Raw genomic sequence first — 12,117 nt, forward strand, 5'->3', positions numbered from 1 at the left:
TTAAGCAGCTTGCTCTTCTTTCTGTACACGTACTGCTTCAATTGTTTTACACAATTTGCCAGCAGACGCTTCTTTCATAGCGCTCATTAAGCGTGCAACAGCTTCATCGTATGTAGGTAATGTAGCAAGCATTGCTGCATCTACAACATTTCCTTCAAAAGCGGCCGTTTTAACTTCGAATTTCTCATTCTTTTTCGCGAAATCTGAGAAGATACGCGCAGCAGCACCTGGGTGCTCTGATGAGAAAGCGATTAAGCTTGGACCAACTAACGAATCAGATAGACATTCAAACTCAGTACCTTCAACAGCACGTTTTGCTAGCGTGTTACGAACAACTTTCATCCATACACCAGCTTCACGCGCTTCTTTACGAAGGGCTGTAATTGCGCCTACTGTTACACCACGAGAATCTGCAACAACTGCAGAAAGAGCACCATTGGCTGCTTCGTTGACTTCAGCAACAATTGCTTTTTTGCCTTGAAGATTTAAAGCCATGGGTGTTACTCCTGGTTTAATGGGTCGCCGACACTCGGCTTCCCTGTTTTACTCTTCCCTACCAAAAAACTGATAGAGATGCTTTTTACGGCGAGAGCCAGAAGAGATTAGGAAAATCTATCTGGGGATTCACACCGTCTACGTAGGTAATATTAAGGCCGAAGCCGCCTACGGTCTTGGACGGAAGCCCAATTTATCGCATCACTCAAGAGCTTAGCGAAATTATGGACTTCAACCCGAATTCTTTACTTGTTAAACAATAAATTATTCAACAAAATGGCGCAAAATTATAGTACAAATTTCACGCCATGTAAACACCTATTAAGCTACAGAAGTGCTTAACGTGTTTTGGTCAACAGCAACACCTGCGCCCATTGTTGTAGAGATGGTTACTTTCTTAACGTAAACACCTTTAGCTTGAGAAGGTTTAGCCTTCTTAAGCGCAACGATTAGAGCTTCAAGGTTTTGTTGAATTTGCTCAGCAGTGAAATCAACCTTACCGATAGTAGTATGGATGATACCATTTTTGTCATTACGGTAACGTACTTGACCTGCTTTCGCATTTTTAACTGCTTCTGCAACGTTAGGCGTTACAGTACCAGTTTTAGGGTTAGGCATAAGACCACGTGGACCTAAGATTTGACCTAGTTGACCAACAACACGCATCGCGTCTGGTGATGCAACAACAACGTCAAAATCCATCTCGCCTTTCTTAACTAGCTCAGCAAGATCTTCCATGCCTACTAATTCAGCACCGGCTTCTTTTGCAGCTTCTGCATTAGCGCCTTGAGTGAATACAGCAACACGAACATCACGGCCAGTACCGTGAGGTAGTACAGTTGCACCACGAACGTTCTGGTCAGATTTACGAGCGTCAATACCAAGGTTAACAGCAACGTCAACACTTTCTACGAATTTAGCTGTTGCTAATTCTTTTAAAAGAGCAACTGCTTCATTGATTTCGTAATCTTTAGTTACTTCCACTTTTTCGCGGATAGTACGCATACGTTTAGTTAATTTAGCCATTTCTTAGTCCTCTACGTTCAAGCCCATCGCACGCGCAGAACCTGCGATAGTGCGAACCGCAGCGTCCATATCAGCCGCTGTAAGGTCAGCTCGTTTTGTCTCAACGATCTCTTCAAGTTGAGCACGAGTTACTGTGCCTACTTTTTCAGTGTTAGGACGGCCTGAGCCTGATTTGATACCAGCAGCTTTCTTAAGTAAGTAAGCAGCAGGTGGCGTTTTCATATCGAACGTAAATGAACGGTCACCGTAAACAGAGATCACTACAGGAACTGGAGCGCCTTTTTCGATAGACTCTGTACGCGCGTTAAACGCTTTACAGAATTCCATGATGTTTACACCGTGTTGACCTAGTGCAGGACCTACTGGAGGACTAGGATTAGCCATACCAGCGGCAACTTGTAGCTTGATTAAAGCTTCAACTTTTTTAGCCATTATAAATACCTCATTTGGTGGGTCTTAGCCTTGTGCGCGCGAGGACGCGTACTCTAACGGCTTCCCAGTTTAAAAATTGGTTTCGTACTTTTTGCGAGCAAAAATAAATTTTTGCCGTAATACAAAAAGGCCGCTGATTATAAGTTAATCAGCGGCCTTTTTCAAGCTTCGTGCCAAAATTTAAGTAAATAAAGGCGAAGCTTTTTTAATCAATTACTTATCTTGTTCAACTTGACCAAATTCAAGTTCAACCGGTGTAGAACGACCAAAAATAAGTACCGACACTTTTACGCGGCTCTTTTCGTAGTCAACTTCTTCAACCACACCGCTAAAGTCAGCAAATGGACCATCAGTAACACGAACAACTTCACCTGGCTCAATTAATGTAGCTGGTTTAGGTGCTTCAGCGTTCTCTTGTAAGCGGTTAAGAATGCGTTCTGCTTCTTTAGAACTAATAGGCGCTGGACGGTCAGACGTACCACCAATAAAGCCCATTACACGTTCAGTACTGTTCACTAAGTGCCAGCTTGCATCGTTCATATCCATTTGTACTAGTACGTAACCTGGGAAGAATTTACGCTCAGATTTACGCTTTTGACCGGCGCGCATCTCAACAACTTCTTCTGTTGGTACTAATATTTCACCAAAGCTCTCTTCAAGACCTTCAATTTTAATGTGCTCTGATAACGTTTGCGCTACACGCTTTTCGTAACCAGAGAATGCTTGTACAACGTACCAGCGTAATTTAATTTCTTTGTTCTCATCCGACATGGGATCAGATCTCCAATCCAGTTAAAAAGCCTACAGCGCGGAATAAAATGCCATCTAATCCCCAAAGGATAAGCGCCATAATCACTGTTGCAACCATTACGATTAATGTCGTGTGGGTAGTTTCTTGACGCGTTGGCCAAACAACTTTGCGTACTTCAATGCGTGCTTCTTTAGCAAATGCTAAAAAGTCACGGCCTTTAGCGGTTTGCGAGGCAATACCTAAACCTGCTGCTATAGCAACCACAACGCCAATTGCACGTAGTAATACAGACTGATCTGCAAACATGTGATTACCAACAACTGCGCCTGCAAGTAGCGCGATTGCTACTAACCACTTTACCGACTCCATCGCACTTGATGGTGTTTCTACATTCGTGCTCATAATATTATTACCTTAACTACAGACACAACAACCCTACACAACGGCAGGGTTAATCCATTAAAATCTAAACTTAAAAACAGACTTATTTAAACCGATTTTTAACCCCAGACTTACTCAACTTATGAGTAAAAATGGCAGGGGCGGAGAGATTCGAACTCCCAACCGTCGGTTTTGGAGACCGCTGTTCTACCAATTGGAACTACGCCCCTGCAAAGTGGATGCCTATTATACTTACGCAAATCATTAACACAAGCCTAAAAGATACCCACTTAGCAAAATCTCTTTAATGCACTAATAAATCCATCTTAACATTGATTAAAAAGCCGTTTATGATTGTACTAATTTTAGGGAAATACACCACGATAGGATATCCGTGAACACACTTCTAACAGTTATTAAATATCAAATTATTTGCACTCTTTTACTCTGCCATTGTGGTGTTATTGCAAAACCTATCTATCTCGATACTTACACAAGCGAACAAGGGTTATCGCAAAACTCCATCACCTGCAGCACAACAGATAACGCTGGGTTTTATTGGTTTGCCACCCAAGGGGGATTAAACAAATTTGATGGCTACGAATTTAAGCATTATAAATTTGACCCATCCCAAAATAGTATTTCAGGCAACTGGATTACTGATTGTTTTAACTTTTCAAACAAGTACATATGGTTTTCTACAGCTGCAAATGGGTTAAATTTATTGGATACTGAAACAGGTAAATTCAAAGTATATAATCAGTTTTCTGCACCCGCCCTAAGCAACTCAGCTATTTTTTCAATCACCTCACAAGACAAAACAACACTTTGGATTGGTCATGATAAAGGCCAGCTTAGTCAATTAAACACAAAAACAAATAAAATAAAGCTATTTACCTATCCAAACTTACAACAGGCAAATATCGAATTTAAAGACATAATGTTTGGTCAACAAAATACTCTTTGGTTGGCAAGTAATATAGGGCTTATTAAGTTCGATACTATAACTGAGAAGTTTACACTCATAGCCAACAGTCCTAAACAACTTTGGCGTTTGAAAAACGCCCCTGATAACCAAATATTATTAGGAAGTAAAATGGGCCTTGCCTCGTTTAACCCCACGACCGCTGAATTTCATCATATTGAACAATTAAAAGATTATTGGGTAACAGATATACTATTGGATGATGAACACACCTTATTAGTTAGCACTTATGGACAGGGCCTATTCAGTCAATCATTTACCTCTTTATCAAACAACAAATTTGAACAAGTATCCTACTCGCCATCAGAAAAACATGGTTTAGCCAATGACCATCTTTTATCACTTTACCAAGACCCAACAGGAATCATTTGGATAGGCACAGATGGTTATGGACTGCATCGGTATGACAAAAAACAATCCCAGTTTGGCCACCAAAAACATTTGCCCAATGACCCAACGTCTATATCACATGATTTCGTAAGGGCCATACTCAAAGACAGCCGCAATACTCTGTGGATAGGTACACGCGATGGGCTAAATAAACAGACACCAAAAGGCTTTAACCGTTATAAAGTTGATAACGCACAGGACAAAGGTTTTACTAATAGTAATATTTTCAGCCTTTATGAAGATAGCAAGCAGCGTGTTTGGATAGGTACATATGGCGGGGGGTTGTTGCTGTATAATCCAATTGATGACAGTTTCTCTTCATTTACTGTGCAAAGCCATAAACTTAGCAGCAATCGCATATATGTTATTACTGAAGACGACAGTGGCAATTTATGGCTTGGCGGCAATAATGGTTTAACTCGGTTTAACCCTGATACGCTTAAAGTAACGCATTTTAAGTACGATAAACAAACTAATAGCATTTCAAATAACACTATTTTTAGTATTACATATGACACTCACAATAATGTTGTATGGGTAGGAACGCGAGAAGGTTTAAATAAGCTCTCTATAAATGACGAAACATTTACACACTATAAAAGCCATTTAAATGAGCCTAATAGTATTACCCATAATATGGTTACTTCTTTATATTTAGAGGACAAAAACACTCTATGGGTAGGCACATTCAACGGGTTAAACAAATTAGACATAGCGACGAATAAGATAATAAAAATAACTCAATTTGACGGTTTAATTAATGAAAATATTTTTGCAATAAAACAAGATAATAGTGGCAACTTATGGCTAAGTAGCAATCAAGGCTTAACTCGCTACTCTGATGGCACAAAACAGATGCTGCATTTTTTACCCGCTAATGGGGTGCAGCATAATTCCTTTATTTTAGGAGCCACTTTCAAAGCAGCCAATGGCGAACTTTTCTTTGGTGGCATTAATGGTTTTAATCAGTTTGATCCGTTATCACTTTCTCTCTCATCATCACCACCAGAGCCTGTTATTACCGATTTACTTATTTATAACCAGCCAACATCATCCGCGCAATACAGTAAAAGTAAAGAGTTAACTCCTAAGCTGATAAACTATACCAGTGAGCTTTTTCTAAAAGAAAAAGAAGATGTGGTTGGTTTTAAGTTTTCTGCACTGAAAAGTGCTGCAGCCCCCTCACAGTATAAGTATGCCTATAAATTAAAAGGGCTTAACAAACAATTCATATACGCAGACCAAAGCCAAAGGCAAGTGAATTACTCCTTACTTCCTGCAGGAAATTACAAATTAATTTTAAAAGCGAAAAGTCAATACGGTCACTGGAGCAACGATAAAACCGTGCTTAACATTACGGTGGTTCCGCCATGGTGGAAAAGCAAAGTAGCCTATGCAAGCTACATTTTAATTGTACTTGCATTAACTTGGTTAATTATCGCTTTAAAATATAGAGCAAAGGTAGCAGAACAAGAACGAAAAAAAGAGCAAGAGCTTAGCCTTTTAAAAACACAATTATTAGATAACGTAAGTCACGAACTAAAAACCCCTTTAAGCTTAATAATGGCGCCTCTAGCAACTCTTAAAAAGCGTCATACTGATGACGATACCCAACAAAAACTGGCAATGATTCACCGCAACACTCAAAAGTTATTAAATCAAATAAATCAGCTTTTACAATTAAGTCAGCGCCCAAGCACAATGATCCAGCATGTTTCACCTTACCCATTAAAGCCACTTATTGCTCAAATAATTGAAGACTTTTCGCCTTTATTTGAGCAAAAGGCAATTGAATTTAAATATAAAGATCTAACCTCGCAAGAGTGCTATATAACCTTGGAACATGAGCATGTAATTTCAATTATTACTAATCTTTTAAGTAATGCACAAAAGTACACGTTAAATAATGGGCACGTATCGTTAACACTTTCGCAAGAGAATAAGGAAGTTGTTATCTCTGTATCTGATACTGGCGTAGGTATAAAGCCACAAGATATGGCGCGTATTTTTGAACGATTTACCCGTGTCAGTCCTATAAAACAACATGGCAATGGTATTGGCTTAGCGCTCGTAAAACAATTAACGCAGCAATATGGGGGTACAGTCGCTGTAACAAGCGAAATTGGCCAAGGCAGCTGTTTTACAATTTCATTACCTACTGCGTGCCCTTCTGTAACGCGCTATATTCCTATGAAAGAGTCCACAAAGCCTTTAAATAAGCATAAGATCCTAATTATTGAAGATAATGAGGAAATGCGAAGTTTGCTTACCTCTATTTTCTTTGAGCGCTATAAGTGTATGAGCGCACATAATGGTGAAGACGGCCTAATCTTATGCAAAAAAGAAATGCCTGATTTAATAATTAGTGATGTCATGATGCCTGTTATGGACGGCTATCAATTTATTTCAGCACTGCGCAACGATATAGCTATAAGCCATATTCCTACTCTATTGCTTTCAGCAAAAGCCGATACAAACAGCAAGTTAAAAGGTTTAGATTTACTCGCAGATGACTATCTAAGCAAACCTTTTGAACCTGAACTTTTACTTAGTCGCGTTCAAGGGCTTTTAACAATCAGAGAAGTTCTTAACCAACACTTACAAAAGCAGCTACCGGCCTTATCAGCATCGGTTAAACTCGACCCACAAATGGTACAAAGTAAAGATTATGAGTTTACCGAACGAGTTAAAACAGTCGTAAAAGAAAATTACTATAACGAAGAGTTTAGTGTTGAAGACTTTGCCGATTCGCTATGTTTAAGCCCAAGGGCTTTACAATTAAAAATGAAAGCACTCTACAATTTAACCCCGAGTGATTACATTCGAAATACACGCCTAGAGCTCGCTCAATCACTATTGAGCGAGAGCGACCTTGCCATTGGATTGGTAGCACAAAAAGTGGGGTTTAGTTCACAAAGTTATTTTGCTAGGTGCTTTAAGGCAAGGTACCAAGTCTCACCTAAACAATTTCGTGATAAACATACAAAAGTTCGTGTGTGTGACTAAGATTTTCGTTTTAGTACTATTTTTAACTTATTGATTTAAATACATTAACATTAATATATAAACATTGAGGGAGTAACACATTCTCCCTTAAGCATATTAATTAAGGACAGTCATATGTTAAAAATGCCTAAAAAATTACTGCTAACTACGCTATTAACAGGCGCACTTTGCGCTTGTCAAAGTACATCAACAAATGTCACTTCAGGTCAAAACTCCCCCAACATAAACACAGTAGCTAAAGAGCAATATAATGGGCCCAAAGCACGAATAGCTGTTGCCCGCTTTACAGATAAATCGAACGACTCAAGGTGGTGGAGAAAAGAAATTGGCGAAGGAATGGCTGATCAGCTTACAACGGCGCTTGTTACAACTAACCGTTTTATAGTATTGGAGCGCCAAGCTTTAGATGCCGTATTGTCTGAACAAGATCTAGCAACCTCAGGTAGAGTAAGCGCTACAACAGGTGCAGCATATGGTGAAATTGAAGGGGCTGAAATTGTTGTTGTTGCGGCCGTAACAGAGTTTGATGATGGTAGTTCCGGTGGCAGTGTTGGTTCAGGCGGCTTTATTGGTGATGTATTTAGCTCTGTATCAGCAGGGTTTTCAGGCACACATATGGCAATAGATTTACGCCTTATAGATACTCGCACATCACGTATTTTAGCAGCCACAAGTGTAGAGGGCGGCAGTACCGATTTCGATTTTACAGGCGCCGCAACAAACTTTGGTGGTTCATTGGTAGGTGGTAATATAAGCGGTTGGTCTGACACACCTAAAGAAAAAGCACTTCGTGAAGTTATCATCAAAGCAGTAGAGTTTCTGGAAACAAAAATTCCTGATACTTACTACCGTTACAACAGCAATAACACATTAGCATCGGGTTACACTGCCCCACCGCCACTAAAAGTAAGTAAAGTAAAAGCTACAAGCAAACCTGTTGATGATATAAAGGTACCAAATCATAGAATGCCTCATTATGAAAAAATGGACTTAGCCATGTCACGCTTAAACTTAGTGTGTTTAGGCTATCTAAGAAACCAGCCCAACTACGAAGAATTTGAAACGCAAGACGTAGAATACGACCGTAAAACAGTCATTGCACTTCGAGAATATCAACAAGAGAATAAACTCGACGTAACAGGGCTTGCTGATGCCGCTACTAAAAAGTCTTTAGACGATTCTGAATGTATAGCTAAAAGCAATAAATCTGGTCTTGATAGCTTAGGTAGTATGTTTAAAGCCTTTTAGTAACAGCAACTTGGGTAGCTATAATTTAGCTCCCCAAGTCCCTAGGCTTAATTAGCACCTTTTACTAGCGGCACGCCATTGTTACCCACTGGAATATAAACGGTAGTATGGTTTGGCGACTCAGCCATTTTTACCTGCGCGTTTATAGCTTCATGTTGTAAATAATTTGCTGTGAGCGTTGCGTTAATAATTTTTTGGGCTTGGGCAATACCTTTTGCTTCTTCCACTCTTATTTCAGCATCTTTGCGGGCTATTTCTTTTTGTGTTTCTTTTTCTGCTAGTAGTTGCTGCGCAGCAAGTTTTTTCTCTACAGCGTTTGCGACAATAGCTGGGTAATTAATATCTCCCACTACTACATTTGCTAATTTAAAGGGCGTTGATGATAAATAAGTTTGTAAACGCAGGCTAACTTCTTGCGCTATTTTTTCGCGGTTAGTTTTCAGCTCACCACTGTCGTACTTTTGCACAATGTCACGCACATAGGTTCTAAACGTTTCACGCACAAAGCGTTTATACCAATTCTGTGCGCCATACTCTTCTACAACTGTTTTAACCGAGCCACTTTGAATACCTATTACTGCATGAAAATCAAATTTAATATTTAAATCATCATTGGCCAGTATTTGAAATGCCTCAGTATACGTATTTGGCCGCATATCAATGTTTACCACTTCATTACGAAGTAAAGAAACACCATAGTTAGCAGGCCCTTTCATGGTGCCTTGATAGCCCCCTTCGCCAAATATTCTTGGTTTTTCGTACACATACCCTTCTTCACCCGCTGGCGTGCTTGGGTTAGTACATGCCGTTAAGCCAAACCCGACAACCCCGGCCAAAATGGCACCTTTAGCAAGGTTATTAACCAGCGTTTGCATCCCTGAATTTCTTGGTTTCATTCTATGTCCTTAGTTATTTTTCTAATACTTTATATACATTGCTTAGTAAGCTTGAGGCACCAAACCTAAATGTAGCGGCTTGTAAGTAGTCCTCACCCATTATTGAGCGTGTAAGTACTAGGTATTCACTTGCATCACTTACAGTTTTAACACCGCCAGCGGCTTTAAAGCCCACTACTTTACCCGATTTTTTAATAGTATTAAGCATCACGTTTGTGGCTTCAAGCGTTGCATTTACAGCTACTTTACCTGTGCTAGTTTTTACAAAATCAGCCCCACCTTGAATCGCTAAGTTGGTTGCTTTAGCGATTAGCTCTTCAGTTTTAAGCTCGCCACTTTCTATAATTACTTTTAATTGCGCTTTTGTACCACAGACTTTTTTACTTTCAGTTACATACTCGAGCACTTTGCTGTGCTCACCCGCAATAAGCGCTTTATAGGGGATCACTAAATCTATTTCATCGGCACCACGCTCAATAGCAATTAGCGTTTCGTTTATCACATCGCTCAGTGGCGCATCACCACTCGGAAAATTTGTAACCGTTGCTACTTTTACATGGTTAAGCTCACGCGCAGCTAATGCTATTTTTGCATCATCTACAAAATCGCTGTAAACACATACCGCAGCCGGTGTGCCCAATTGTGGGTTTATACTATTTACAAGCTGCTGAATATCGTTTGAAGTATCAGCTGTATTAAGGCTGGTTAGATCCATTAACGAAACCGCTAAGTGTGCGTCGTTGTGTTGTTCAGTCATCAGTAACCCCTTTAGGTAGGCGATAAATTAGGTTTAGCATCATAGTAACAAATTAACGTAATCTCGCTATAGCTCATAACCAAACACTATAAGCACAATATTGTGCGTGTAACTCGCCTTAATCCCCTATAGATTAAGCCTTAAACCTAAAACGACCACCCATTATAACTTTTGGTTATATAAACTTGGTTTTAATTATTTTTTACTTACTAATGCGCGCTATATTCTGCCATCTGCTCAATAGCGTTTTATTTTAGATTTAACTTAGAGGTGTTAACCACGTGCAGTATTTACCTATCTTTACCAAACTCGACAACAAACCCGTGCTGGTTGTTGGCGGTGGAGAGGTTGCATTACGCAAATGTCGCGCGTTTTTAAAAGCCCGCGCAAATGTAACCTTAGTGGCACCTTGGTTTTGTGATGAACTAAAAGAGCATGCACACAACAATGAAGTAACGCTTATTGATGCCTATTTTGATGAGTCGCACCTTGATGGCAAAATGCTGGTTATAGCAGCCACAGACTTAGACGAAGTAAACAATAATGTATTTGAGCTTGCAAATGCGCGCAACGTGTTTGTAAACGTGGTTGATGACCAGCCTAAATGTACGTTTATATTCCCATCAATAGTAGATCGCGACCCAATCACCATTGCTATATCAAGTGCAGGCACCGCACCAGTACTTGCACGGCGTTTACGTGAAAAGCTCGAAACGTTAATCCCACAACACATTGGCCCTTTGGCTACTTTAGTTGGCAGCTTTAGAGATAAAGTAAAACAGCGCTTTAAACACTTTGCCGACCGCCGCCAGTTTTGGGAAGGCGTGTTTGATTCATCAGTCGTGAGCAAAGTACAAACCGGTAATACCGATGCAGCACAAGCGCAGCTAGAACAAATGCTTGATGCCAAAGCAGAGCCAGAGGGCGAAGTGTATGTAGTAGGTGCAGGCCCTGGCGACCCTGAGCTTTTAACCCTTAAAGCACTGCAATTAATGCAACAAGCTGACGTTGTTGTATACGACTACTTAGTGTCAGATGAAATTATGGAATTAGTACGCCGTGATGCCGATTTAGTCTGCGTAGGCAAACGTTTAGGCGATCACAGTGTAGCCCAAGAAGATACCAACCAAATGTTGGTTGATTTTGCCAAGCAAGGCAAAAAAGTGTGCCGCATTAAAGGCGGAGATCCCTTCATTTACGGCCGTGGCGGTGAAGAAGTACAAGTACTGGCTGCCAATAACGTGAATTATCAAATAGTGCCAGGTATTACAGCAGCTGCAGGTTGTAGTGCATATGCAGGTATTCCGCTTACGCATCGCGACCACGCACAAGCTATACAGTTTGTAACGGGGCACTGTAAAAAAGATGGCCAAGAGCTTGATTGGCAATCGCTTGCTAAAGCGCATCAAACTTTAGCAATTTATATGGGCGTTATTAAATCGCCACATATACAAGCTCAGCTGTTAAAACATGGCCGCAGTGCAACTACACCAGTAGCCATAATAGAAAACGGCACGCGTAAAAACCAACGTGTTATTACAGGGCAATTAGGTGAGCTGGCAGATTTAATAGAGCGCAACAGTGTTGTATCGCCAGCCTTACTTATTATTGGCGAAGTAGCCGCTCTTCACTCGCAGCTTGCGTGGTTTAGCCAAAACGAGCAAACCAGTAGCTTTGCTCAGCCGCTAACTGGTGTATCAAATACATAATTATATTTACCTTAATCACTTTTAATCATTTTAGTAGGACG

General features: G+C 40.3%; 10 protein-coding genes and 1 tRNA gene. 3 read left to right on the plus strand and 8 right to left on the minus strand.

Translation table 11 applies throughout. The features are described from left to right. The 6 genes from rplJ to CWC16_RS10305 all read right to left on the minus strand — a co-directional run bounded on the left by rplJ (nucleotide 1) and on the right by CWC16_RS10305 (nucleotide 3,315). Entirely contained in the window at nucleotides 1–495 is a 495-nt protein-coding gene (gene rplJ, locus CWC16_RS10280) for a 50S ribosomal protein L10 (protein ID WP_055015586.1), read from the minus strand. A 321-nt stretch (nucleotides 496–816) separates the two neighbouring features. Continuing rightward, on the minus strand, nucleotides 817–1,521 hold the full coding sequence (gene rplA / locus CWC16_RS10285; RefSeq protein WP_055015587.1) for a 50S ribosomal protein L1: 705 nt from the start codon (nucleotides 1,519–1,521) through the stop codon (nucleotides 817–819). 3 nt (nucleotides 1,522–1,524) lie between these two features. Then, nucleotides 1,525–1,953: a 50S ribosomal protein L11 gene (rplK, locus tag CWC16_RS10290; protein ID WP_004588205.1), complete on the minus strand. Its 429-nt coding sequence runs from the start codon at nucleotides 1,951–1,953 to the stop codon at nucleotides 1,525–1,527. A 213-nt stretch (nucleotides 1,954–2,166) separates the two neighbouring features. Then, nucleotides 2,167–2,724 carry a transcription termination/antitermination protein NusG gene (gene nusG, locus CWC16_RS10295; protein ID WP_138541479.1) on the minus strand — a complete coding sequence of 186 codons (558 nt, stop codon included), beginning with the start codon at nucleotides 2,722–2,724 and terminating at the stop codon, nucleotides 2,167–2,169. 4 nt (nucleotides 2,725–2,728) lie between these two features. After that, nucleotides 2,729–3,106 carry a preprotein translocase subunit SecE gene (gene secE / locus CWC16_RS10300; protein ID WP_004588203.1) on the minus strand — a complete coding sequence of 126 codons (378 nt, stop codon included), beginning with the start codon at nucleotides 3,104–3,106 and terminating at the stop codon, nucleotides 2,729–2,731. A 132-nt stretch (nucleotides 3,107–3,238) separates the two neighbouring features. Next, a tRNA-Trp gene (locus CWC16_RS10305) sits at nucleotides 3,239–3,315 on the minus strand. Nucleotides 3,316–3,479: 164 nt separating this feature from the next. Here CWC16_RS10305 and CWC16_RS10310 point away from each other — a divergent pair. Both CWC16_RS10310 and CWC16_RS10315 read left to right on the plus strand, forming a co-directional pair. Beyond that, on the plus strand, nucleotides 3,480–7,466 hold the full coding sequence (locus CWC16_RS10310) for a hybrid sensor histidine kinase/response regulator transcription factor (RefSeq protein ID WP_138541480.1): 3,987 nt from the start codon (nucleotides 3,480–3,482) through the stop codon (nucleotides 7,464–7,466). Between the two features lie 114 nt (nucleotides 7,467–7,580). Next, nucleotides 7,581–8,714 (plus strand): CsgG/HfaB family protein, encoded by a 1,134-nt coding sequence (locus tag CWC16_RS10315; RefSeq protein WP_138541481.1) that lies wholly within the window; start codon nucleotides 7,581–7,583, stop codon nucleotides 8,712–8,714. 47 nt (nucleotides 8,715–8,761) lie between these two features. Here the strand turns inward: CWC16_RS10315 and CWC16_RS10320 are convergent, their stop codons facing one another. Continuing rightward, entirely contained in the window at nucleotides 8,762–9,610 is an 849-nt protein-coding gene (locus tag CWC16_RS10320) for an SPFH domain-containing protein (RefSeq protein WP_171037645.1), read from the minus strand. A 13-nt stretch (nucleotides 9,611–9,623) separates the two neighbouring features. Further along, nucleotides 9,624–10,367, minus strand: coding sequence for a deoxyribose-phosphate aldolase (gene deoC, locus CWC16_RS10325; protein ID WP_138541482.1), 744 nt, complete (start codon nucleotides 10,365–10,367; stop codon nucleotides 9,624–9,626). 281 nt (nucleotides 10,368–10,648) lie between these two features. Here deoC and cysG point away from each other — a divergent pair, with 281 nt between their 5' ends. Beyond that, the gene (cysG, locus tag CWC16_RS10330) at nucleotides 10,649–12,076 is read left to right on the plus strand and encodes a siroheme synthase CysG (protein ID WP_138541483.1); all 1,428 of its coding nucleotides are present in this window, start codon (nucleotides 10,649–10,651) and stop codon (nucleotides 12,074–12,076) included. The last annotated feature ends 41 nt before the right edge of the window (nucleotides 12,077–12,117 follow it).

Origin of the sequence: Pseudoalteromonas sp. S3776, from assembly GCF_005886915.1 — a bacterium.
Taxonomy (GTDB): domain Bacteria; phylum Pseudomonadota; class Gammaproteobacteria; order Enterobacterales; family Alteromonadaceae; genus Pseudoalteromonas.